Annotated in this window: 23 protein-coding genes; 16 read left to right on the forward strand and 7 right to left on the reverse strand. The window is 38.0% G+C overall.

Features of this window, described 5'->3' with window-relative positions; genetic code table 11:
* Nucleotides 1-2: 2 nt before the first annotated feature.
* Both QUE09_RS05735 and QUE09_RS05740 read right to left on the reverse strand, forming a co-directional pair.
* Complete coding sequence (locus QUE09_RS05735) at nucleotides 3-1,097, reverse strand: 1-acyl-sn-glycerol-3-phosphate acyltransferase (protein WP_286235247.1); 1,095 nt, start codon at nucleotides 1,095-1,097, stop codon at nucleotides 3-5.
* Between the two features lie 126 nt (nucleotides 1,098-1,223).
* Nucleotides 1,224-1,568 carry a DUF3718 domain-containing protein gene (locus QUE09_RS05740; RefSeq protein ID WP_286235248.1) on the reverse strand — a complete coding sequence of 115 codons (345 nt, stop codon included), beginning with the start codon at nucleotides 1,566-1,568 and terminating at the stop codon, nucleotides 1,224-1,226.
* A 207-nt stretch (nucleotides 1,569-1,775) separates the two neighbouring features.
* Here QUE09_RS05740 and QUE09_RS05745 point away from each other — a divergent pair, with 207 nt between their 5' ends.
* Nucleotides 1,776-2,285, forward strand: a complete 510-nt coding sequence (locus QUE09_RS05745) for a GNAT family N-acetyltransferase (RefSeq protein WP_286235249.1) — start codon at nucleotides 1,776-1,778, stop codon at nucleotides 2,283-2,285.
* 140 nt (nucleotides 2,286-2,425) lie between these two features.
* Nucleotides 2,426-2,782, forward strand: a complete 357-nt coding sequence (gene hpf, locus QUE09_RS05750; protein WP_286235250.1) for a ribosome hibernation-promoting factor, HPF/YfiA family — start codon at nucleotides 2,426-2,428, stop codon at nucleotides 2,780-2,782.
* A gap of 56 nt (nucleotides 2,783-2,838) precedes the next feature.
* Here hpf and lepB read toward each other — a convergent pair whose 3' ends face one another.
* A complete protein-coding gene (gene lepB / locus QUE09_RS05755) occupies nucleotides 2,839-3,495 on the reverse strand; it encodes a signal peptidase I (protein WP_286235251.1) in 657 nt (218 codons plus the stop codon).
* Between the two features lie 243 nt (nucleotides 3,496-3,738).
* Here lepB and QUE09_RS05760 point away from each other — a divergent pair, with 243 nt between their 5' ends.
* Together QUE09_RS05760 and QUE09_RS05765 are read left to right on the forward strand one after the other, a co-directional pair.
* A complete protein-coding gene (locus QUE09_RS05760) occupies nucleotides 3,739-4,533 on the forward strand; it encodes a DUF2884 family protein (protein ID WP_286235252.1) in 795 nt (264 codons plus the stop codon).
* 99 nt (nucleotides 4,534-4,632) lie between these two features.
* Nucleotides 4,633-5,403 carry a tRNA-uridine aminocarboxypropyltransferase gene (locus tag QUE09_RS05765; RefSeq protein ID WP_286235253.1) on the forward strand — a complete coding sequence of 257 codons (771 nt, stop codon included), beginning with the start codon at nucleotides 4,633-4,635 and terminating at the stop codon, nucleotides 5,401-5,403.
* A 69-nt stretch (nucleotides 5,404-5,472) separates the two neighbouring features.
* On the opposite strand, the gene QUE09_RS05770 is transcribed toward QUE09_RS05765, so the two are convergent.
* Both QUE09_RS05770 and rpsT read right to left on the reverse strand, forming a co-directional pair.
* Entirely contained in the window at nucleotides 5,473-7,137 is a 1,665-nt protein-coding gene (locus QUE09_RS05770; protein WP_286235254.1) for a dipeptidyl-peptidase 3 family protein, read from the reverse strand.
* 141 nt (nucleotides 7,138-7,278) lie between these two features.
* Nucleotides 7,279-7,539 carry a 30S ribosomal protein S20 gene (gene rpsT, locus QUE09_RS05775; RefSeq protein ID WP_286235255.1) on the reverse strand — a complete coding sequence of 87 codons (261 nt, stop codon included), beginning with the start codon at nucleotides 7,537-7,539 and terminating at the stop codon, nucleotides 7,279-7,281.
* Between the two features lie 384 nt (nucleotides 7,540-7,923).
* Here rpsT and murJ point away from each other — a divergent pair, with 384 nt between their 5' ends.
* The 12 genes from murJ to QUE09_RS05835 all read left to right on the forward strand — a co-directional run bounded on the left by murJ (nucleotide 7,924) and on the right by QUE09_RS05835 (nucleotide 22,038).
* On the forward strand, nucleotides 7,924-9,507 hold the full coding sequence (gene murJ, locus QUE09_RS05780; RefSeq protein ID WP_286235256.1) for a murein biosynthesis integral membrane protein MurJ: 1,584 nt from the start codon (nucleotides 7,924-7,926) through the stop codon (nucleotides 9,505-9,507).
* Between the two features lie 123 nt (nucleotides 9,508-9,630).
* Complete coding sequence (gene ribF / locus QUE09_RS05785; protein WP_286235257.1) at nucleotides 9,631-10,569, forward strand: bifunctional riboflavin kinase/FAD synthetase; 939 nt, start codon at nucleotides 9,631-9,633, stop codon at nucleotides 10,567-10,569.
* A gap of 39 nt (nucleotides 10,570-10,608) precedes the next feature.
* Entirely contained in the window at nucleotides 10,609-13,446 is a 2,838-nt protein-coding gene (gene ileS, locus QUE09_RS05790) for an isoleucine--tRNA ligase (protein ID WP_286235258.1), read from the forward strand.
* Between the two features lie 80 nt (nucleotides 13,447-13,526).
* Entirely contained in the window at nucleotides 13,527-14,033 is a 507-nt protein-coding gene (gene lspA, locus QUE09_RS05795) for a signal peptidase II (protein WP_286235259.1), read from the forward strand.
* A gap of 2 nt (nucleotides 14,034-14,035) precedes the next feature.
* Nucleotides 14,036-14,482 (forward strand): FKBP-type peptidyl-prolyl cis-trans isomerase, encoded by a 447-nt coding sequence (gene fkpB, locus QUE09_RS05800; protein ID WP_286235260.1) that lies wholly within the window; start codon nucleotides 14,036-14,038, stop codon nucleotides 14,480-14,482.
* A complete protein-coding gene (ispH, locus tag QUE09_RS05805) occupies nucleotides 14,482-15,411 on the forward strand; it encodes a 4-hydroxy-3-methylbut-2-enyl diphosphate reductase (protein WP_286235261.1) in 930 nt (309 codons plus the stop codon). Before fkpB ends, ispH begins: the two co-directional genes overlap by 1 nt.
* 265 nt (nucleotides 15,412-15,676) lie before the next feature.
* Nucleotides 15,677-16,225, forward strand: coding sequence for a type IV pilus modification protein PilV (gene pilV, locus QUE09_RS05810; protein ID WP_286235262.1), 549 nt, complete (start codon nucleotides 15,677-15,679; stop codon nucleotides 16,223-16,225).
* Nucleotides 16,225-17,226, forward strand: a complete 1,002-nt coding sequence (locus QUE09_RS05815; RefSeq protein WP_286235263.1) for a PilW family protein — start codon at nucleotides 16,225-16,227, stop codon at nucleotides 17,224-17,226. The genes pilV and QUE09_RS05815 overlap by 1 nt, the downstream gene beginning before the upstream one ends.
* Entirely contained in the window at nucleotides 17,214-17,723 is a 510-nt protein-coding gene (locus QUE09_RS05820; RefSeq protein WP_286235264.1) for a pilus assembly PilX family protein, read from the forward strand. The genes QUE09_RS05815 and QUE09_RS05820 overlap by 13 nt, the downstream gene beginning before the upstream one ends.
* A 20-nt stretch (nucleotides 17,724-17,743) precedes the next feature.
* The gene (locus tag QUE09_RS05825) at nucleotides 17,744-21,295 is read left to right on the forward strand and encodes a pilus assembly protein (protein WP_286235265.1); all 3,552 of its coding nucleotides are present in this window, start codon (nucleotides 17,744-17,746) and stop codon (nucleotides 21,293-21,295) included.
* Nucleotides 21,296-21,703 (forward strand): type IV pilin protein, encoded by a 408-nt coding sequence (locus QUE09_RS05830; RefSeq protein WP_286235266.1) that lies wholly within the window; start codon nucleotides 21,296-21,298, stop codon nucleotides 21,701-21,703.
* Nucleotides 21,704-21,720: 17 nt separating this feature from the next.
* Entirely contained in the window at nucleotides 21,721-22,038 is a 318-nt protein-coding gene (locus tag QUE09_RS05835) for a hypothetical protein (RefSeq protein WP_286235267.1), read from the forward strand.
* 172 nt (nucleotides 22,039-22,210) lie between these two features.
* Here the strand turns inward: QUE09_RS05835 and QUE09_RS05840 are convergent, their stop codons facing one another.
* Both QUE09_RS05840 and QUE09_RS05845 read right to left on the reverse strand, forming a co-directional pair.
* Nucleotides 22,211-22,789 carry a GspH/FimT family pseudopilin gene (locus QUE09_RS05840; RefSeq protein ID WP_286235268.1) on the reverse strand — a complete coding sequence of 193 codons (579 nt, stop codon included), beginning with the start codon at nucleotides 22,787-22,789 and terminating at the stop codon, nucleotides 22,211-22,213.
* A gap of 111 nt (nucleotides 22,790-22,900) precedes the next feature.
* Nucleotides 22,901-23,467 carry a GspH/FimT family pseudopilin gene (locus tag QUE09_RS05845; RefSeq protein ID WP_286235269.1) on the reverse strand — a complete coding sequence of 189 codons (567 nt, stop codon included), beginning with the start codon at nucleotides 23,465-23,467 and terminating at the stop codon, nucleotides 22,901-22,903.
* Nucleotides 23,468-23,532: the final 65 nt, after the last annotated feature.

A 23,532-nucleotide genomic window follows, 5' to 3' on the forward strand; every position in this document is an offset into this window, starting at 1 on the left:
GCTTACAACAACGATTGCTTTGCAATGACCGGATTAGCGTACATTTTTATCAGTAATGCTTTTTGATGTTCTGAAAGTTCACTAAATCGCGGTGCCAAAATGTCTAATGCTTTAAGCTCACCAGACTCTAAATACTCATTTGCGCTTTGATTACTTTGAAACAACTTATAGTTACCGATTATTTGTTGGTCTATCGCGTTAGATATCGCTTTACTGTCTGAGTATTCACCTTCAATTGTTTTTCCAAAGGCTAAATGAACATTACCTTTTTGACCAATAATACCTTGAGTAATACTTTTCAGATCTTCATGTTCTTCTTTTTCGTAGCGACCCGTTGATTCCATTTTCGCTAACTCTTTTGCCTTAATTTTATCGCAAGGATCAAATTCATAAGAAATAGACACTGGCACAATATTGAGTTGATTGAGATATTCAGCGATCGTTTGTTCTTTAGGTTTATTTAGTAACAGCATGGATATCAAAGCGGCATTAGTTTTATCAATACCATCTTTAGCGCGCCCTTCTTTTTGTGCGATCCAAATATTTTGTTGCTTAGTGGTTAAGCTATGTAAAATATATGCTGAGAGTTGCTTTGAAGCGTTTAACATAGCACGCTTTGTTTTTTCATTGCGTTTGACCACAAAGCTTTTATTAATTCGCATGAGGTCTGCAACCCATTTTTTACTTAATAGATTATCGCCAACAGCTGCTTCAACCGTTGATAAGCCATTTTCGTGCAAGACATAATTAATCAATGCTACGTCTAAAACAATGTCTCTGTGATTACTGATAAATAAACAAGGTCTATTTTTAGGTATATTTTCTAAACCACTATAGGTTAGTGACGTTATTGTGCTTTTAACAAGTGAATTCAAAAACTTTGACACATATAACTGAATATCTTCGATGCTGGTCAATTTTCTAGCTTTTTGCTTGATTTTAAATTTAACAATATATCTGCTAAGTGTTGGTAGCATCGCAAAAAGTTTAGGCAACGAAAACGTCGCAATTGCGTCAATAAATTCTTGTTCATTGATTAATGAACGTACTACTGAACGAACCTCGCTATCATGATAAGGACGAATATCATCAAACATTAATTACTCAAAAAAATTAGACTGTTAGGCTGTAAAATTATAACGAAAAATAAAGGAGGAAAAAATATGATGGATAAAAAAAAGCACCAAATATTTGGTGCTAAGGGAATATGAATTGAATATTAATTAAGGCGCGACAACATCTTGAATAGTTACCTGTCCTTTATATTGTCCTCGACTTAGCATCGCGTTAATTTTTTCAGGTGATTTACCATATTGTGCGACAAAGTCAGTAACCGGCAATTCATTGCACGCTAAGTTTTTGTAGATATATTGGCGCGAATAACCTGATTGTTCGACAGATTTTAATAGTGCAATACGACTACCGCTTGCTGCTGACATACATATTTTAGTTGATGTACTTTTATCTCCAGCAGTTAATTTTGCTGATGTGATTTCAACGCCGCTTACTGAACTTACCATTGCGAAAGAAATTGTTGCTACGGTTGCTAAAGTTGTGAATAATTTCATTGTGACTCTCCTGCTCATATTTCGATAAGACTATTGCAGTGACAATGCCAATTTTAAAATTTTTATTATAAACAATGGGTTAGTGTTTTTTTTGGTTTTTTGCCTATACATCGTATATATATAAAAAGCTAACGAATTGGTCATAATTACTAAAAAATAGTTAAATTATAACTGTGAAAATGGACAAAACGTAATAAAGGAAATATCGTGCAAAATATTAATACCGAACGACTTACTTTGCGTCTGCTTGACCATAACGACGCACCAATGATTGTGTCACTTCTGAATGAACCAGCATTTATTCAAAACATTGGTGATAAAGACGTAAACGATATTGCAGGGGCAAAAGCTTATATAAATAATGGACCACTTGAGCAGTTTAAACGTTACAACTTTTGTTTGTTATGTGTTGTTGTTAAAGAGAGTAATACGCCTATTGGCCTGTGCGGTTTAATAAAACGTGACGGTATTGAACACCCTGAAATAGGGTATGCTTTGCTACAGGCACATCATGGAAAAGGATATGCATTTGAAGCCGCTAATGGTGTTCTAGCACATGTTAAGCAAAAACAGAGTATGTCAGTACTTCAGGCAATTTGTAATCCTGACAATAAACGTTCAATTAATTTATTGGCAAAGTTAGGGTTTGAGCGAGTTAAAGAGATTTTTTTGCCACCACAAAAACAAAAAGTTGTACTGTTTGAGTGTGCACTTTAGTAAGGAGGTTATTTATTGTGCTAAAAGTGTATCAATAATATACACTTGCTGATTGTGATCAAATTAATACGTTAATTTACTTGCGTTTTGGCTATTTTCCCTCAGTCTTATAGTTAGGTAACAACAAAAAAGGAAAAGCTATGAAAATAAACGTTTCTGGTCATCACGTTGACGTTACTGATTCTGTAAAATCACATATTGAAGAAAAACTTGCAAAAATCGCCAATCATTTTCCTACGTTAATTTCTACAGAGGTCATCATTACTAAGGCTCACGGTAAGCATCATGTTGAGTTGACAACTAACTATGAGGGGGCGCCAGTAGTTGCGTCGGCAAATGAAGAAGTAATGTATCCGGCCATTGCTCAATCTGTGAAAAAGCTTGATGCAGCATTAAAACATCGTAAAGGACAATTAAAAGCAAAATTACATGACAAACCTATGGTTACTACCCCTGATATTGTGCATGAGAAAGTACAAGCTCTAAATTTAAATTAGTTCATGCTTATTTAAAACCTCGCGCTCAAGGCCTTTACCTTGAGCGCATTTATAGTTTAAATAGATGCAAAAAAGCGATCTATTCTTGGTAAATAGTAGTGTTCATAATCTAGCGAGAATACTACGTGAGTTGACTTGCCAATAATCTCACGCCTAGGCACAAAACCAATGACTCTTGAGTCCGCGCTGTTGTTTCGATTATCACCTAATACTAAATAATGATCTGTAGGTACAACAACAGGTGAGAAGTTGCCATAGTTATTATGTTCTTCAGTTGTTTGAATGTGATGTGTATGTCCGATAATGTTTTCCGTATACATGTTCATTTCTTGTTTATTTGATTGATTTATACGGCGATAACGAACAGCCTGATGATTAATAATCAGCTTATTATCAACCATTTCGACCACATCCCCAGGGACACCAATAACACGTTTTACTAAGCGTTTCCCCGCCGCATTTGATTCAAAAATGATGATGTCATTAACATCAGGATCAGCGAGCTTTATTAGTGAGAATTGAAAAAATGGTAGGTTTACATCGTAGGCTAATTTATTAATGAAAATTCTATCGCCTTCGATAATGGTAGGCTTCATTGAACCCGTAGGAACATCATTCCAGTCTGCAACAGCACTTCTAAATACGAGCATGAGCAATAAAAATAACGCGAATTTTTTGTTTTCTTGCCAAAAATTGTCAATGGTTGTTCTCATCTAACTAGTCCTATGAGTGGTGATGATCATCTAGTCTAAGTTTTGAACGATTTATTACAATTAAGTTTATTCTAGGGTTAGTTAAAAAAACTAATAATTCGTTTATTAGGCTAATTCACAGCAAAATAGATATGATTTAACAGGTGTGTTTTTTTATAAAACGTTATATATCAATGGATTAAAAGTTGGCATTTCACTTGTATTACCTTAATTGTAATAACTTGATTGATAAAGGATAAAAGAATGAAAGCAATTATCGCATGCGCAGTATTATTATCGACAGGTGCTATGGCACATGATACTCATTTTTCAACTGATTCGTGTGACGTAGATTTAAATGCTGGCTTTAGCATAAAAAATAACGTTATTACGATGACTAAGCATGATAAAGCGATTTATAAAATAGTTGATGGTCGTACGCTAATTATCAATAGTGAAACTATTGCTTTAAATGCTGCACAACAAGAGGCTGTTTCTCAATATGCAGCTGAAATTAAAGCGTTAATACCAGAGGTTAAAGGAATAGCCACTGATGCAATTGAATTAGCGTCGGAAGGAGTAAGTATCGCTTTTGACGAATTGTTGGGGGAAGATAATAAAGTTGGCAATGATTTATCTTCTGAGCTTTATTCGTTAAAACAAGAGCTTGATGAGCGTTTTGATGTTAACAACTTTACAATAGAAGAAGATGGCACAGTTCAAGGAGATTTCTTAAGTGAAGACTTTGAACAACGAATTGAAAGTATTGTTGAAAAAACAGTTGAAAACTCTATGGGCACGTTGCTTATTGCTGTAGGTCAAGAGCTATTGCTTGCTGGTGGTGATATGGATGCATTTGAGCATAAAATGGAAAAGTTTGGTGAGCAAATAGAATATGAAATGGAATCTCGTGCTAATGTCATCGAGCAACGTGGTGAAAAACTATGTTATTCAATTGAAAAAATCGATTTGTTAGAAGAAAAGTTGAAATCAATTATTCCTGAAATGCCAAAGGTTAACGTTGTATCGGTCGACAATAGCCAACACAAAAAGGCTTAATGGTAATATTTTTTAATAAGGGCATGTAAATAACATGCCTTTTTTATTTATCTATAAAAGAGCGTAGAATAATGCTTTAACTCTCGTTATAGGTAAGCAATGCACGCCGTTCATCAATTATATTTTTCAAGAAAAGCCATTTCTACCAAGCCTTTTAATGCAAGAGGAAAAGGAGTTATCAGGTGTGAGCTTTGCCAAGTAGCAAAGGTTAATTGTATTTGCCAGTTGTGTGTGTCTCGTGTAACCGCAAGTGCTTTTATGTTGTTAATGCATGATAGTGAAGTGTTAAAACCAAGTAATACCGGACGCCTGATCGCTGATGTGGTAAAAGAAACATACGCTTTTCAATGGCAGCGTACCGATGTCGACGCTAATTTGTTAACCTTATTACACGATATTCAATATCAACCCTATGTTGTTTTTCCAGAAGAGTACGTTACTTCGAATATTCCAGTTCATCATAGTGTGCCTAGCGGCTTGAGTAATAAAAAGCCGTTATTTATATTACTTGACGGTAGCTGGCGTGAGGCCAAAAAAATGTATCGAAAAAGCCCTTATCTAGAAAGGTTACCCGTAATATCATTGACGCAATCAGTGCTTCATGAACTAAAGTTTGATTCAAAGTACACATTAAGAAAAGCTGAAAAAGATTTTCAATTATCGACTGCAGAAATTGCGACATTATTACTTGCTAGTAATGCCGAATATGAAGTTGCAGAACAATTATCTTTATGGAGTCGTTTGTTTGAATTTCGTTATCGAAAAAGTGTTTGCCAACGCAACTTAATTGATCCCTGTATTGAAAGTGAATATCAAACGTTTTTAAATAAGGCGCAAAATCGTATAGCTGAAGAGAAGTTCGGTAACTAACCTGAACTAACGTGTCGTTAAAATGAAAAAAGGAGGCAGGTTTAAACTCGCCTCCTTAAATAAGTAGGATTAGCGTAAGCCCAGCTGTTTCTTACCTTGAAGGTAGGTAATATCTACTGGGATATTGGCAGCTGAAAGTTTTGCTAAATCATTTTGTAATTCTGGTTTAATTATACCTGTTTCTGCAACGAGCTTTGCGACGCCTTGATAATCACCATTGCCTTGTAAGGTCAATATTAATGTAGAAAGACTATCGATGGCTTTAGTCATTTTTTCATAATTCACTTGATAAAGTCCTTGCTCATTACGTGTAAACGCTTCGTGTTCAGCAAAATAGTTAAAACGTACCATATTTGCTTTACCATGTGCTGAACTCGCGCCAAAACGCACTGAACGGAAGATACCCGCTAGAAAGGTTGTGTAATAGTCTTCTAGTTGACCTTCTGTGATAACCTTTTTATCAAGCAGTTGACGCACCATGTATAGACCGAGGATATCTGCTTTACCTTCTTCTAATGCTGAAGCATGTTCTTTCAGCGACTGGCGAACTGTACCTTTATTGTTAATTGTGTTTTTGATACCAAGACCATGCGCAACTTCATGAAACATTGTATTTGCAAAAAATGCATTGAACGTAACGTGTTCTCTTTGCTCAGGAACGATAAGTACCTCTGCAAGCGGTGCCATTATCGCATCATATTTAGCACGCATTGCATTCTTAAGTTGCAAGCGGCGAGTGCCTTTTTCTAATTGTACTTTTTCATCATTGGGCAGATTAATTGCGATGGTTTTACCACCGGCATTGGCATGTCCAGTTGCATAAATAACATCATAGGCATTTAAATCAGCGTCAGTACCAGGCATTTCTTTTCTATACTTACGACTGACTGGGAGTCCTTTTTGTAATTCTGGTAAATAAGCAGCATACTTTGCAAGCTTTTCGCTCCATGCCATGTCTTTAACTAATACGTATGACTCAAAGGCTGCTCTGTAACCATAGAGTTGGTCTTCATAAGTTTCGATAGGGCCGATAACAACATCAATTGGGTTGTTTTTCATATCCATCCAAGCAAAATCTGAAGCTTGATAATTATCAGTGAGCAGTGCTTCAGCTCGCATTGTTAAATAATTTGCAAATTCTTTATCTTCAGCAAACGTTGCTGCTTTTTCAAGGATTGCCGCAATACGTTGTAGTTCATCATGAAAGGCTTCTGAATAGGCAATTGATATAAGCTCGCCTTGCTTATTTCGTCGAACGAGTGAATATAAACTTTCTTTTCCTTCAAAACTGGCTTGGTCAAACTCTGCTTTTGTCATGTCTTCCGGATAAAATTGCGCGCCTAGAGGCTTAGCATCAACACCTTTTAAAAAAGGCATATCACCATTCATTCTATCCCATGGACCATAATTAATCGCTGCAAATTTTTTTGTGTCTTTGTGCTCAATGGCCTTTAAAAATGCTGCTTTATCTTTGTTATAGGCTTGTTGCCAAAATAGCTCATCAATAATGTCAGATGCTTCTATGAGCAGTGATAACATTTTACGTTGGTTATCATTGAGATGCGTTAAATCTGCAGTCAATGTTACTTCTTGATAAATATCGAGTTTATCTTGATAGGTGTCGGTTAATTGCAATGCTGTGGTATTGTCTGTCGTTGGTGCTTTCTCATTGCACGCACTTAAAAGTAATGATGATGCAAAAATAATAGAAGAGGCAAGTAGTGTTTTTTTCATTGTTATGGCCTTGTGTGAGAGATGATGAAAAGACTAGAGAAATTTTTAACGCTTGGCAATAGTATTCAAAGCAATGGTGTATTCGCAAGGCGAAAAAAAACCGGCTAAAGCCGGTTTTTTCAAATCATGCCAAAGAACAAATTAAAGTGCTTTGATTTTCGCATTTAAACGGCTCTTGTTACGAGACGCTTTGTTCTTATGAATTAAACCTTTACTTGCGTAACGATCTAAAATTGGTGTAACAGCTGCAAATTCTTTTGTTGCTGTTTCTTTGTCACCGGCTTCAATGGCAGCGATTACTTTTTTTACTAAAGTGCGCATCATTGAACGACGACTTGCATTATGTTGACGGCGCTTTTCAGATTGTACTGCGCGCTTCTTAGCTTGCTTTGAGTTAGCCAAGGTGAACTCCTAAAAAATGATATCAAATATAGCCTAAATTTAAGGCGTCGAAATATGCCTTTTTTTAAGCCCAATGTCAAATGTTTTTCGGTATAAAGCGTGAGAATTAGCACGATTGTTTAATGAGTGGTCAGTTGTGATGACAATTTCATTAATTTATTGCTTAACCATATTCCAAATTACTGCGGTATTGTATCACTATAATCCTTTCGTTTAAATTTAGAAGTGCTTAATTTTTTTACCACTGAAGTAAATATTGCTTTATTTCACACCTTCCTTTGCTAAATATTTGTTTTAAGGTCATATCAACTTGTGTTGAGCGTAATAAACAACGCATAATTAGTCGTTATTGTAGATGCGTATAAATATTAACAAGGAAACTCGTTGAGTCGTAAATTAGTCAAATCAGGCATCATTGTCAGCGCAATGACCTTAATATCTCGCGTATTAGGGCTCGTAAGGGATATCGTCATCGCCAATTTGATGGGCGCTGGCGCTTCGGCTGACGCGTTTTTCTTTGCAAACAAAATCCCTAATTTTTTGCGTCGTTTATTTGCTGAAGGCGCATTTGCACAATCATTTGTTCCGGTTTTAAGTGAGTATCATCAAAACGACCTTGATAAAAAAACCCAAGAAACACGTAAATTGATTGCGCAAGTGTCAGGAACATTGGGCGTTTTCGTTACGCTTGTTACATTAATAGGTATGATTGCATCACCCATTATTGTGATGATATTTGGCCCTGGTTTCTATTTAGAGTCTTTACAAGATGAGCCAAGTGAAAAATTTGACCTTGCCGCAAGTTTATTAAAAATTACATTTCCATACTTATGGTTTGTCAGTTTTACGGCGCTATCAGGCGCTATCTTGAATGCATACGGAAAATTTGCAGTTTCATCTTTTACCCCTGTCTTATTGAATGTCGCTATTATTTCGATGGCAATATTAGGGCGAGATTATTTTGAAAATCCAGAATATGCACTTGCTTGGGGTGTATTTCTTGGTGGCTTGTTACAATTTTTATTTCAATTGCCTTTCTTGTATCGCGCTGGTGCATTAGTGCTACCTCGTTGGGGATGGGCGCATAAAGGTGTGGTAAAAATTAGAAAGTTAATGGCGCCTGCATTGTTCGGTGTTTCTGTTACACAAATTAACTTATTGTTAGATACACAAATCGCCAGTCTGCTCGAAACTGGTGCGGTAAGTTGGCTTTACTATGCAGATCGATTATTAGAGTTCCCGTTAGGATTATTTGGTATTGGAATCGCGACTGTTATTTTGCCTAGTTTAGCAAGGTTACATACCAAGAAAAATGTTAAAGAGTTTTCCGACACGCTAGATTGGGGTATAAAAATTATTAATTTGTTAGGTTGGCCTGCATTAGTCGGATTAATGGTATTGGCCCAACCTATAATTATGATCCTATTTATGCGTGGAGAATTTACACAGTTTCATGTTTATCAAGTGTCTCTTGCGTTATTCGCTTATTTGTCTGGGTTAATTAGTTTTATGTTTATAAAAATACTCGCACCCGGCTACTACGCTAGGCAGGATACAAAAACGCCGGTTAAAATTGGTATTAAGGCGATGGTTGCTAATATGATCTTTAATATATTATTGGCACCGTTCTTTGGTTATGTTGGTCTTGCGATGGCAACGACATTATCTGCGACATTAAATGCTTATTGGTTATATAAAGGATTAAAAGTTCAACAGGTTTATCAGTTATCTAGCGAAGTTAAAATTTTTATTTTGAGGCTTATTTGTGCTTCTGCCGTGATGGCTTATGTTGTTTATTGGTTATCACCAAGCTTCGAATATTGGTTAACACTCACTTTGTTTGCCAAAGTGTTTTTGCTGAGTAAGTGCATAATTGGCGGTATTATCAGCTACTTTATTTGTGTGTATGTGCTTGGTGTACGTTTTACTGACTTTAAAGTTCAGCATCATAAAGAAAAAAATCGCTAACAATGGGCTGATTCTTCGTGTTGACTAAGCTATAATTCGACGATTTTAAATTTACAGCCGTATAAATGTTCGGTTGACGTTTTATTTTTCAGAAGTTTTTTTAATAGAAGGTTAACATTTTTAATGCGATTAATTCGTGGGATCCATAACATTGAGTTAGCGAACCAAGAAGACGAACAAGGCAGCGTGTTAACCATTGGAAATTTTGATGGTGTTCATTTAGGTCATCAGCGTGTAATAAAAGCACTTGTAAATAAAGCGCAAGAATTAAATGCAGTACCTGTTGTGATGGTTTTTGAGCCGCAACCTCAAGAGTTATTTACACCCGAGAGTGCACCGGCAAGATTAACAAGATTGAGAGATAAATACACATTACTGAAAAAGCTTGGTGTTAAACGCTTGCTATGTGTAACGTTTAATGCCAGATTTGCCAGTTTATCTGCGGAAGCTTTTGTCAGTGATTTGTTAGTTGCGCAGTTAAATATTAATCATTTAATCATTGGTGATGACTTTAAATTTGGTAAGGGTCGCACAGGTGATTTTAAGATGCTTTGTCGCGCAGGTGAAAAATTTGGTTTTGGGGTTTCTGATACTGCAAGTTATAAACTAGAAAATTGTCGTATTAGTAGCACAGCGATACGAGATGCCTTGCAGCGAGATGCACTAGATGAAGCGCAAGCTATGTTAGGGCGTCCTTATTCAATTATAGGTCGTGTATTTCACGGAGATAAACGCGGTCGTACGTTAGGGTTTCCAACGGCAAATGTGCACTTAAAAAGAAGAGTTTCACCGGTAGCAGGCGTTTATGCAGTAAGCGTTCGCATCGATGGTAAGGTATTAGCAGGCGTTGCGAATATAGGCTCTAGGCCTAGTGTTAATGGCATTCGTCAACAACTTGAAGTACATATTTTTGATTTCGACCAAGAGATTTATGGTCAGTCAATTGAAGTGGTTTTAATGAAAAGTTTACGTAAAGAACAGCGATTTTCTTCTTTAGAGCAACTTAAAAGCCAAATAGAAATAGACAGTAAACGAGCTCGAAGCTTCTTTGAGACGAGATAACTTTTTAGCAGTAATTGATTATTAATGGATAAACAATAAATGAGTGACTACAAACATACCCTGAATTTGCCTGCTACTAGCTTTCCAATGAAAGGCAATATGGCAAATCGTGAACCGCAAATGCTGAAAGACTGGGCTAGTAAAGATCTTTATAGCAAAATTCGCGCAGCTAAAAAGGGTAAAAAGTCGTTTATTTTGCATGATGGCCCTCCATATGCAAACGGCAATATTCATCTTGGTCATTCTGTTAATAAAATTCTGAAAGATATTATTATCAAAGCAAAAACATTGTCTGATTTTGACTCTCCCTATGTACCTGGTTGGGATTGTCACGGTTTACCAATAGAATTAATGGTAGAGAAAAAGGTTGGTAAACCTGGACATAAAGTTTCTGCAGCAGAGTTTCGTCAAAAGTGTCGAGACTATGCTATCAAACAAGTAGATGGCCAACGAGAAGACTTTAAACGCTTAGGTGTTTTTGGTGATTGGGACAAGCCATATTTGACGATGAATTTTGATACAGAAGCAAACATCATTCGTGCGTTGGGTAAAATAGCTGAAAATGGTCACTTACAGCAAGGCTTTAAGCCTGTACATTGGTGTACAGATTGTGGCTCAGCGCTCGCAGAAGCTGAAGTGGAATATCAAGATAAACAATCACCCGCAATTGATGTGAAATTCAACGTTATTGAAGCGTCAGTAGCTGATAAGTTTTCGCACCCAGAAGGAAAAGTTGGCGAAGGAGAAATTAGTGTTGTAATTTGGACAACAACGCCTTGGACTTTACCTGCAAACAGAGCAGTATCGGTTCACCCAGACGTAGAGTATTCATTAATACAGTGTGAAAAAGAAGGTCAGAAGTTTCGCTTGATTTTAGCGACTGATTTAGTTGCGCAATGTACAGATCGTTTTGGCATTGAAAAATACCATGCTTTAGGTTTTTGTCATGGTGAAGCATTGGAACATGTGCAATTACAACACCCATTTAATGATATTACAGTCCCTGTAATTTGTGGCGACCATGTTACTACTGATTCAGGCACTGGCTGTGTTCACACCGCTGGTGGACACGGTGTAGATGACTTTAACGTCAGTAAAAAGTATGACTTAGAAATATATAACCCTGTTGGGGCTAATGGTGTATTTATTGAAGGTACGCCGATTGTCGCAGGTCAACATGTATTTAAAGCAAATGCTGGCATTGTTGATCTATTGAATGAAAAAGGTGCATTGATACATCATCATGCTTATGAGCATTCATACCCGCATTGCTGGCGTCATAAAACGCCGATAATTTTCCGTGCTACGCCACAATGGTTCATTAGTATGGATAAAAAAGGATTGCGCCAAGACTCACTCGAAGAGATTAAAAAAACGCAGTGGATACCAGAGTGGGGTGAAGATCGTATTCGCGCTATGGTAGAAGGGCGTCCAGACTGGTGTATTTCACGTCAACGTACTTGGGGCGTGCCAATCGCTTTATTTATTCACAAAGATACAGGTGCTCTTCATCCAAGAAGTATTGAGTTGATTGAAGAAGTTGCTCAACGTGTTGAAAAATCGGGCATTCAAGCGTGGTTTGATTTAGACGCGCAAGAGTTAATCGGTGATGACGCACAAGATTACGTTAAAGTTGCAGATACGTTAGATGTTTGGTTCGATTCTGGCGTTACGCACTATACCGTTGTTGATGCCAGAGAAGAATTTAGTAAATCAGCTGACTTATATTTGGAAGGTTCTGATCAACACCGTGGTTGGTTTATGTCGTCAATGATGTCGAGTGTTGCGATGCATGGTAAAGCGCCATACTCACAAGTATTAACGCACGGATTTACTGTTGATGTTAATGGACGAAAAATGTCTAAATCACTTGGTAATGTTATTACACCTTCTGAAATTACCAATAAATTAGGTGCTGATATATTACGTTTGTGGGTTGCTTCTGTTAACTACACGCAAGAAATCACGGTCTCTCAAGAAATATTTAATCGTCAGGCTGATGCGTACAGAAGAATCAGAAATACTTCTCGTTTCTTATTAGCCAATATTAATGGTTTTGAGCCGGCAACTCACTCAATTGCTGTTGATGAAATGGTAGAACTCGATCGTTGGGTATTAGCGAAAGCTGCACAGTTACAAACTGAAATCGTCGCGGCATACGATAATTATGAATTCCATAATGTTGTACATAAATTAATGAATTTCTGTACGACCGAGTTAGGTGGTTTTTATTTAGACATTATTAAAGATCGTCAATACACCGCGAAAGAAGATAGTGTAGCCCGTCGTTCGTGCCAAACTGCAATGTACCTCATTGCTGAAGCGATGACACGTTGGATGGCACCAATTTTATCTTTTACTGCGCAAGAAATTTGGCAAGCATTACCTGCACCAGCAACGGGGGAGAGAGATGAATTCGTTTTTACTGATGTGTGGTTTGAAGCGCTAGCAAAAGTTGATAGTGGCAGTGAATTTAATGATGATTTCTGGACGAGTATTTTACAAGTTCGCAGTGAAGTAAATAAAGTTATTGAAGTTGCTCGCAAAGAGAAAACTATTGGTAAAGGTTTAGAAGCTAACGTTACTCTTTACGCTACAGAGCAACTTGCAAATAAACTTAAATCCCTAAAAGATGAGTTAAGATTTGTATTAATTACCTCTGGTGCCAAAGTCGAGGTTGCAACCGAGCAACCATCAAATGCTCAGGCGACTGAAATTGAAGGTTTATGGATTAACATTGCCAGTAGCACTGGTACTAAATGTGAGCGTTGTTGGCATTATACAGATGATGTTGGTGTTAACGAGGCTTATCATGATCTATGTGGTCGCTGTGTGACTAACGTTGATGGTGAAGGCGAAACGCGTCAATTTGCATAGCCATTAATTGATTTATCTGTATGAGTGCTCAGTTAACGTATTTAACTGAGCACTTTGTTTATCTGAGTAGAGATGTTTTCATGAGTAAAATTAGCCAAAATTCTAACTTGAAGTGGTTATGGTTAACCTTGATCTGTTTAGTCGTCGATCAAATAACGAAACATTGGGTTGCAAACTCAATGGATTTGTATCAATCGATTGAGATTTTGCCTTTTTTCAATATTACTTATGCGCAAAATACTGGAGCTGCATTTAGTTTCTTAGCTGATCAAGGTGGGTGGCAACGCTGGTTCTTTACTACTATTGCGGTCGTTGCGAGTGTGATCTTCTTTGTGTGGCTATTAAGAGTACCTAAAAATCAAACAAAGCTAGTTATCGCGTTAGCGTTTATGTTAAGTGGAGCAATGGGTAATCTCATCGATCGCGCTCTTTTTGGTTATGTTATCGACTTTCTGGATTTTCATGTTAACGGGTATAATTGGCCGACATTTAATATCGCTGATTCAGTTATCTTTATAGGTGCAGCATTGATGATCTGGGATTCGTTTACGCAAGAAACGCAAAATAAAAATTCAGCAAAGGCATAAAAATGACAGACATAATTAAACCTGATTCACAAATTATTGTGCACATTACAATGAAACTTGCTGATGGCTCTGCAGCAGATAGTACAAAAGTACACAATAAGCCCGCAAAGATTATAATGGGAGATGAAAGTATTTCCCCTGCATTTGAAAGCCAGTTGCTAGGTTTAAAAAAAGGCGACTCTAAAGAATTTACATTACAAGCTGTTGATGCATTTGGCGAATCAAATCCTGATAATATACATTATGTAGATATCACTAAATTTTCTTCTGATGCACCTGCGCAAGTTGGCAACATCGTTACATTTACTCAGCCGGGTGGAATAGAGTTACCAGGTATGATCACAGATGTTTCAGGAAACTCTGTTACTGTTGATTTTAATCACCCGCTCGCAGGGCAAGCAGTGACCTTTATGATAGACGTAGTCGACGTTTTGACAGGAGACAGTTAATGGAAATTGTATTAGCGAATCCTCGTGGTTTTTGTGCGGGTGTAGATCGTGCTATTAGTATAGTCGACCGAGCACTCGATTTATTTGATGCGCCAATTTATGTAAGACATGAAGTTGTACATAATAAATTTGTCGTAAATGGGTTAAAAAAACGTGGGGCGATATTTGTTGATGAGTTGCACGAAGTACCCGATGATGCAACAGTTATCTTTAGTGCCCATGGCGTTTCAAAAGCAGTGCGTGAACAAGCTAAAAACCGTGGTTTGAAAGTATTCGATGCTACTTGTCCTTTAGTGACAAAAGTTCATATGGAAGTCTCTAGAGCGAGTCGTAAAGGCGTAGAGTGCGTATTAATAGGGCATGCTGGACACCCTGAAGTAGAAGGTACGATGGGGCAATATGAAAGTGAACAAGGTGGCATCTACTTAGTTGAATCTGCAGCTGATGTGGCAAAATTGACCGTTAAAAACCCAAGTCAGCTTTATTATTGCAGCCAAACGACGCTCTCCGTGGATGATACAAGTGACGTTATTGACGCACTGAAAGCTAAATTTCCTCATATTCAAGGGCCTCGTAAAGACGATATTTGTTATGCGACGCAAAATCGTCAAGATGCTGTTAGGGCTATCGCTAGTGAAGTTGATCTTTTACTCGTTGTTGGTGCTAAAAATAGTTCTAATTCTAATCGCTTAAGAGAGTTAGCGGAAAAAATTGGTACACGCTCTTTTCTAATAGATGCAGCAGAGAATATAGAAACAACATGGTTACAAAATGTTGGAGCTGTTGGTGTTACAGCAGGCGCTTCAGCACCAGAGGTACTGGTAAAGCAGGTGATAGATAAATTAAAAAGCCATGGAGGAAAAGAGGTAGTTGAGTTTCCTGGCCGAGAAGAAAATACGGTATTTGCGGTTCCTATAGAATTGCGCTAGTCTTAGAAAAGGCTAAAAGTTGAGCGGTTGAACAATTTGATCTGCTACTCACTTTCTAAATAACGGTAAAGCAAGTAGCTCGCTTAATTTACATTAAGGAAAGTTATTTGCTGTTTCGATGTAAGGTATGGGTTAATGCGGTTCACGTTTGTGATATTTAACACATATTCCCCCACATGTGTGTTGCAGGAGTTCTATTCTGCAAGTTTAGCTCGTCTTAAATTTTTGTTTTCTAGTTCATTTTTCATGTTCGAGGGCAGGTTTCGTGGATAAATACCGCACTAATACTCAGCAACGAGGTATGACTTTTATTGAAGTGCTAGTGGCTTTATTTTTATTGATTGTAGGGCTATTAGGTGCCGTCGCCATGCAAGCAACGGTAAAAAAAAGCAGTTTTGATGCGATGCAAAGGTCACTTGCCTCCTCATTAGCTAAAGACATGATTGAACGTATGCGTAGTAATGATCCTGACACATTAGCAACATATGCAAAAACAGATTATGGCGTTGCACTAGATGCGATACCAGCCAATAGGTGTAATGTGCAAGGAGCAGCTTGTACAGCTGCACAAATGGCGACAAATGATATGTACGAGTGGGAATTGGCTTTGATGGGGGCTGATGTAACATCTGGTGGCGATAGACGAGGTGGGCTAATTGATGCTCGAGGATGTGTCAGTCATAACGCTAATGCTGTGCAAGTCGTTGTTACTTGGAAAGGAAGAACGTCAACTACTGATGCAAAGAAAGTAGATAATTGCGGTGCAGCAAGTGACAAACGTCGACAAGTAGTTGTTGAGGCATTTATAAACTAATGAATAACGTTCATATAAAAGTCGGTAATCGACAGCAAAAACAAGGTGGTTATAGCATCATCGAGTTGTTTGTATCGATGGCGATTGGCTTAGTTCTATTAGCTGGTGTATTAACAATATTTGTTAATATGCGTGTAACATCTGAAGAAACATCAAGTTATGGGGAACTTCAAGAAAACGGCCGCTTTGCTATTAGTTTACTCTCCGATGATTTACTCAGACAGGACTTCTGGGGAGATTACACGGGGACGTTAGATATTGCAGCATTAAATGGTTTAGCACCAGCTGCTCCTGCAAATGAATGTATTGGTGAAGGGGTTAATAATGGTACATTTCCTGGCGCTACTGGTCATTTTCGTACGCTATGGGGAACAACCGCAGCGACGGCTGATCCTTTAGGGTGTTTTGCTGCAGCTTCTCCAGCATTTATAGGCTCAGATATTATTCAGTTGAAAAGGGTGGTTTCTAGTCCTGTATTACCAGCTGATGTTAATGCTAACAATTATTACCTCATTACCAATATGAATGACGGGCAAATATTTTTAGGTAATGGCGCTATTCCGGCTATAGAAAATGCCCAAATTTGGCAATATCAGCATCATATATACTATGTGACTGAGCAAGCACAAGGTGGTTACAACGTGCCGGTATTAATGCAAGGCCGGCTGACAACAACAATGTCGTTCGCACCGATTATCGATGGTATCGAATATGTGCGATTTATGTATGGAATAGACTCTGACGATAACGGCATAGTGGATAGTTATTTATCAGCTGCAAATATGGCCGCCGGTGACTGGGATAAAACCAGTAATAATACGATTATTGCTGTTAAAATTTATGTATTAGCAAGAAGTATTTTGCCCGATAATGATTATACTAATAATAATACGTATACGTTGGGTGATCTACAGATAACACCTAATGATAACTTTAGACGTTTATTATTTACGTCAACAGTTACATTATTTAATGCGAGGGTAGATTCATGGCCAAGATAATTGTTAATAAGTCTTTATCATTGCCCTCAAAACAACGTGGTGTTGTTTTAATTGTGTCGTTAGTATTTTTAATTTCGCTTACGGCTGTTGTTGCCGCTCTTATGCAAAATACAACATCAGATGTCAAAATGTCTGGGGCTAGCGAAGAAAAAATGGTAGCAACACAAGCGGGGGTTAGTGCTGTTGATGAAGTGATTTATAATCAGTTAGCACCCGGAAACGCGAATGTATTTGCTCGCACGATAGCAGATAGTAATTTTCCTAATAATAATCAAGGGGAGTTACTGCCTAACTCAAAAACCGGCGCTGTTGCGAGTGTTGATATTACGAATAATGAATTTAAACTTGAAGCAGATTGCTCCCACTCTAGATCTGCTTCATCAAACCAAGTGTTTGCTTGCAATGTATTGAATGTGCAAGTTACGCGAAATTATGGTCGAGGGAATAATAGTACTGTAGAAGTAAACTCTGGCGTTTCTCAGCAGTTACTAAGATAAATGACCTATTGGGGAGAACTATGAAAAAACTAGCATTAATTTTCGTCGCTTGTGTTGTTTCAAGCGTGTCATTTAGCGAAGATATCGAGTTGTATATAAGCGATACTGTGAAGTCTCTTTCGAGTAGACCACAAGTGCTTATTATACTAGATAACTCAGGCAGTATGAGTACAGAAGATACTGTTTCCGCGCCATATGATCCAGATACGGACTATCCTGCCGTGGGTGGACTTAATTCGTTATCCGATAAATTTGTTTACTTTACTAAAGGTGGGGTCGATGGCACATCTTTACCTGTACCTGATAGCCCTAGCGAATCAAGACGTTTTTTAGATGCTATAAATAGTTGTCAAACAGCGGTTGATATTTTAAAGGTTAATGGTTTTTACACGGGTCGCATTCGCGAATATGCCATTAAAGGAAACAATGGTACTTGGGAAGAAATTCCAGATAATAACGGTGCTAATATTGAAATACTTGACTGTGAAGATGACGTTACATCAAGCAACCCTAATAATATACCCTCATTAGATTCAGGCTATCCAGTTGATAGCCAAGGCACAAAGAAAAACCCCGTATATCATACACCTAACGTTGGTGATTCTAATGTCGATTGGAGTGGTCAACTAGTAACGCTTTATACTGACAACTACTTACGCTGGCATCATAATGCAACGCTTAATCAAACGTTAAGATCAAGACTAGATCAAGCAATTGATAGTATTAGTAAGGTTATTATTTCTGCGCCGTCTGTCGATTTTGGCTTACAAATATTTAATTATAATGATGGTGACGCAAGTAATGACCCTAATGGTGGTCGTATTGTATATGGCATTAAAGAAGCGACGCCAACGAATAAAGCTGATCTGTTAGATATCATCCAAAATCAACTGTCGCCAGATACGTGGACACCTTTATGTGAAAGCCTTTATGAAGCCTCTTTATATTTTTCGGGTAAGAATGTTGACTTTGGCGATGATGACGAAAATAGAAATGGTTACTCTAAAAATTCTCCGCCAATGGATAACACCGTTGCTAGTGGTGGCACATATAAAACCCCTTTAAAGCCTTGTAATAGTAACGTGCATGTAGTGCTGATAACGGATGGTGAACCAACTTATGACAATGGTGCTGACGCTAAGATTAAAGGGTTTACGTCTGAAGATGAAGCAGGTAATACCGTTAATTTTTCAGGAAGTGCATACGATGGTAATTATTTAGCGGCACTTGCTGGCTGGATGCAAAATAACGATATTAACTTAGATTTAGAAGGTAGGCAGATCGCAACTACTTTTACCATTGGTTTTTCTGATGGTGCTAAACAAGCCGAAGATTTACTGAGAGAAACAGCAGCGCTTGGTGGTGGCGAGTTTTATTATGCTAAAGATGGTAACGCGCTAGTTGGCGCATTCACTAGTATTTTTGAACAGTTAAATTCAACCAACCAAAGCTTAACCTCTGCCTCAGTTGCCGCGAATAACTTTGACCGTACAGAAACATTAAATGCGGTATATTATGCGATGTTTGATCCGCAAAATGGTCCTAGATGGCAGGGTAATGTAAAAAAATACAAAGTAGAGAATGGTATTCAGTACGGTCAAAATAACGTCCCTGCATTAGATGAACAAACCGGTCATTTTTCTGAAACGGTAACTAGCTTCTGGTCACAGCCTTCGAGTGAAGATGGCAATAAGGTAGCAGAAGGTGGTGTTGCAGATATGTTGAGAAATGCAACTTCGAGGACGTTGTATAGCAATATTGGTGCAAGCGGTGGGCTAACAGCTTTTACTCGCACTAATGCAGAAACGTATTTTGGTGGCTCGACCGCGTTAGCGACAGAGTTAGGTGTAGATGAAGCTGATATTGATGATTACATTAATTGGCATAAAGGCCTTGATGTAGATGATGAAGATAAAGATGCCGACAAAACAGACATGCGATATGATGTGTTTGGCGATCCACTTCATTCTAAACCACTTGTTATTAACTACGGTAATACCATCCGGATTTTAATTGGCACCAATGCTGGTGTTTTACATATGTTTGAAGATAATACGACAACTGATGTTGTGTCTGAAACATGGGCATTTATGCCCCACGAGTTCTTTAGCAATATTAAAGGGCTTAGAGAAAATTTTGCTGGCGGTGATAAGATTTATGGTATCGATGGCAAGATTACTTCGTACATTAAAGATGCTAATGGAGATGGCATTGTAAATGGCTCTGATAAGGTTTGGATATTTTTCGGCTTAAGACGCGGAGGCAGTTCCTATTACGCGTTAGATGTTACATCGCCGAATTCACCGTCGCTGCTTTGGCATATCGATAGCAGTTCAGCAGGATTTAGCGAGTTAGGACAGTCATGGTCTCAACCTAAGGTAACCTATTCAGCATTAAATACATCAGGTTCAGGTGCAACTGCTGTTGCATCACCCGTCGTTATTTTCGGCGGTGGATATGATACAACAAAAGATGCCGTAGGCCCTGGTATTGCGGACGACTCGGGTCGAGCCGTATATATGGTTGATGCTAAAACAGGCAGTTTAAAGTGGAGTTTAACGCCTAGTGGCGGAACAACTGCATATACAGGCAACCATAGCATCCCATCAGCCATTGCTACCTTGGATAGTGACGGTAATGGCCTAACAGATAGATTGTATTTTGGTGATACGGGGGGGGATGTTTGGCGTGTCGATATGCCAGGTGGTAACCCTACAGATACCAATGAGCCATGGACATTTTTTAAATTAGCGTCATTAGGTGGCAATGGTACTGATAACAGTATTGATAGACGTTTTTTCAATGAACCATCTATTGCAAGAACATTTATATCTGAGACACTTGAAACTGAACACACGGATGCAAACGGTGTAAAAACTAAACGTATTTCTCGACAAGAACGTCCGTATGAAGCAATTTTAATTGGCTCAGGTGATCGTTCTAATCCTTTAGGTACAGATACCCAAGATACCTTTTTCATGATTAAAGATGAACATGTTCGCACGCAATCATTTACTGCGTCTTCAAGTCCAACTATACCTAGTCCAATAAGCTATTCAGATTTATATAATTATACGAATAACCCATTCGATCAATCTATGACGACTCAGCAAAGGGAAACGTTGGAAATAGCCGTCAGTAAAAAATCTGGCTGGTATTTAAACTTTAACAAAACGGCGGGGGAGAAAAATTCAGCAACGGCAATTGTGATTAATGGTGTTGCTTATTTTACTTCGTATATTCCGCCTTCCGATACGGTAAATGTGGCACTTTGTCAGCCTGTGGGTGGGCAAGGTTGGCTATATGCGGTTGACTTAGCGCTAGGAACTCATGTTTACCAGTGGACAGATGCTGAAAATCCTAATGGTATTACCGATGGTGATGATCGCAAAGTATACATAAGTGAGCAGTTTTTAGGTTCTCCAACGTTAATCGTATTGCCTGAAGATGACGGCGACCCAAATACCGTTGATGATGCAAAAGGCAACATAATTGTTGGTCGTCGTATTATTCCGGTAGGTTTTAGCCTAAAAACAATGAGAACTAATCTGTATATCAATGAGGAACAATAAATGTGTAAGACTCGAAAGCAGAATAAAGGCTTCACCATAGTAGAGTTACTTATGGTTGTCGCAATTATTGGTATTTTAGCTGCAGTCGCATACCCGTCTTACAATGAATTTGTGTTGCGCGGTAATAGAACAGAAGGGCAGAGAGAGTTGCTCAGACTTGCAAATTTACAAGAGCAATTTTACGTCGATACACGTGCTTACACGACGGATATGACAGCATTAGGGATGAATGCAGATCCGTATGTAACTGAAAATGGGTTGTATAGTATTGATGCAACCGTTAACGACGATACCTTTATTTTGACAGCAACGGCTAAATTAACACAAGTCAAGGATACGGCATGTACAACGTTAACCATTAATGAAGTAGGTGCTAAAACACCTACCTCTGGTTGTTGGGAAAAGTAACGTCTAGGAGATAATTAATGAGAATATTCATCTTTGTATGTATTTTGGGTTTGTTTGCCAATAACGCACTGGCAAAAGATAAAACAGTTCTCAAAAATGGTAAAATACTTGCTAAATGCTATATCGAAATTATCGGTGGCGAGCGTACCATTCATAAGGTAACCGTTAAAGAAAAGGCATTAAGTGCTTTGCCACAAATGATTCAAGGTAAACAAATCAGAGTAACAGGTAAAAAAGGTTTAAAATCTGTTCACAAAGTTATGGAATGTGTACCCGAAGAAGATGCATTTAAAGCTGGACGAGCCAGATATTTAGAAGAATTTCAAGCGCAGTAAGTTTGTTGATATTTTTTAAATATTCTGTAATTTAGTGCCGTAGTCATTAGGTAGTGAAGCCACAGTAGTTACAGGGTAGTGGTTAATCTATATAACCTGTATTTTGATTCGCTAACGCTTGGCACTAACTTTACCATTAGCATGAGTTGCAAAAGCCTTAATTTAACGATTATCAGCAATTAAGTTCATTTCCTAGCCTATCTTCATCTTTATTATCGTTATCAGTGTCTTGTGTTATATAAACGCGTCCTGACAGCGAAATAGATACCCCTCTGGCTATACTTGCATGATTCTTAGGGCAATAGGTAAATGTAACGTTTTGACCATTTACTAAGCGACCAGTTGGCGAATAAATCAAGGTATTCCCATCACTAAATGCTAACTTATCGCCGGACGATATTGCATCTTTCACTTTTACCATTGTCTCATTAGCAGCATTATACTTAGTCGCATCATCTTCATTCATAAACATGCTAATCGTTTTATCCCAATCATTAGAGCATGTACCCGCATTTAACGGACAAATTGTGACTTGTTGACCGGAATTTATTGCTGCATTACGAGCAGTAAGAATAAAGCGTTGTAGCTCTATAACTTCATTATCTGTTCTACTTTTAACAAGAAACTCAGACAATGCAGGCACTGCGATCATTGACGCTATGCCTAGTATTGTAATCGTTACTAAAAGCTCAATCATCGTAAAACCATAATTGCGCTTCTTCAATGTAAAGTGTTTAGCTAGGTAGTTCATACAGCATTACCTTTTGAGCCATGTTACTTCATTTATACCACTGAAATGAAGTTTCAGCCAATTGTTTCACTATTTTGTCATCAAAGTCATGCACGTGAGTGCAGAATATTGTCAATTACAGGTGATATACGTATAGGAGCGCGTACGTTCTTTGCCGGTGCTAGATTGAAATGTTTGATAAATTCTGCCTGAAGTAGCGACAATGATTCCTCTTGCTTTGTCTGCGTGATTATACGGGCAATACTTAAATGTGCCGTTTTGGCCCCAACCTGATAAATGACCCGTTGGTGAGTAGGTCACACCGATCCGAGACCGCGCATAGGTTATTTGGTCGCCAGACGTAGTATTGGGTTTATGCGCAAGCAATTTTTCTTTTAGGCTAGGTTCAAATTCTTTGTTGTTATTCGGGTCAGTAAATACACTTAATGGCTTTGACCAATCATCTTTGCATCTATTATTTATACTCAATGGGCAAAAAGTGACGGTGGTATTATAGTTAATAGCGTGATTTCTGGCCGTTTGTAATAACGTTGAAATTCGATAGATTTCATTATCAACTCTAGAGCGTACGATGAAATCTGCGAAGCTTGGTACTGCGATCGCTGTAATAGATGAAAGTAAGGCTAGAGTTACTAGTAGTTCAATGAGTGAAAGGCCAACGGTATTGCGAATAATCATTTCTACATCCTTGTAGTTAGGTTACGTTGGCATTAGTTATAGTGCATTACAAATGTAATGCCAGA

Source organism: Thalassotalea sediminis, from assembly GCF_030295915.1.
Lineage (GTDB): Bacteria > Pseudomonadota > Gammaproteobacteria > Enterobacterales > Alteromonadaceae > Thalassotalea_C > Thalassotalea_C sediminis.

Coding starts and splice junctions, on each gene's coding strand:
- QUE09_RS05765 (WP_286235253.1), top strand. CDS start 4,633: ATGCACGCCGTTCATCAATTATATTTTTCAAGAAAAGCCATTTCTACC.
- lepB (WP_286235251.1), bottom strand. CDS start 3,495: ATGAGAACAACCATTGACAATTTTTGGCAAGAAAACAAAAAATTCGCG.
- QUE09_RS05815 (WP_286235263.1), top strand. CDS start 16,225: ATGAATAACGTTCATATAAAAGTCGGTAATCGACAGCAAAAACAAGGT.
- QUE09_RS05735 (WP_286235247.1), bottom strand. CDS start 1,097: ATGTTTGATGATATTCGTCCTTATCATGATAGCGAGGTTCGTTCAGTA.
- QUE09_RS05760 (WP_286235252.1), top strand. CDS start 3,739: ATGAAAGCAATTATCGCATGCGCAGTATTATTATCGACAGGTGCTATG.
- QUE09_RS05830 (WP_286235266.1), top strand. CDS start 21,296: ATGTGTAAGACTCGAAAGCAGAATAAAGGCTTCACCATAGTAGAGTTA.
- lspA (WP_286235259.1), top strand. CDS start 13,527: ATGAGTAAAATTAGCCAAAATTCTAACTTGAAGTGGTTATGGTTAACC.
- ileS (WP_286235258.1), top strand. CDS start 10,609: ATGAGTGACTACAAACATACCCTGAATTTGCCTGCTACTAGCTTTCCA.
- hpf (WP_286235250.1), top strand. CDS start 2,426: ATGAAAATAAACGTTTCTGGTCATCACGTTGACGTTACTGATTCTGTA.
- fkpB (WP_286235260.1), top strand. CDS start 14,036: ATGACAGACATAATTAAACCTGATTCACAAATTATTGTGCACATTACA.
- QUE09_RS05825 (WP_286235265.1), top strand. CDS start 17,744: ATGAAAAAACTAGCATTAATTTTCGTCGCTTGTGTTGTTTCAAGCGTG.
- QUE09_RS05820 (WP_286235264.1), top strand. CDS start 17,214: ATGGCCAAGATAATTGTTAATAAGTCTTTATCATTGCCCTCAAAACAA.
- QUE09_RS05770 (WP_286235254.1), bottom strand. CDS start 7,137: ATGAAAAAAACACTACTTGCCTCTTCTATTATTTTTGCATCATCATTA.
- ispH (WP_286235261.1), top strand. CDS start 14,482: ATGGAAATTGTATTAGCGAATCCTCGTGGTTTTTGTGCGGGTGTAGAT.
- QUE09_RS05840 (WP_286235268.1), bottom strand. CDS start 22,789: ATGAACTACCTAGCTAAACACTTTACATTGAAGAAGCGCAATTATGGT.
- QUE09_RS05740 (WP_286235248.1), bottom strand. CDS start 1,568: ATGAAATTATTCACAACTTTAGCAACCGTAGCAACAATTTCTTTCGCA.
- QUE09_RS05845 (WP_286235269.1), bottom strand. CDS start 23,467: ATGATTATTCGCAATACCGTTGGCCTTTCACTCATTGAACTACTAGTA.
- ribF (WP_286235257.1), top strand. CDS start 9,631: ATGCGATTAATTCGTGGGATCCATAACATTGAGTTAGCGAACCAAGAA.
- QUE09_RS05835 (WP_286235267.1), top strand. CDS start 21,721: ATGAGAATATTCATCTTTGTATGTATTTTGGGTTTGTTTGCCAATAAC.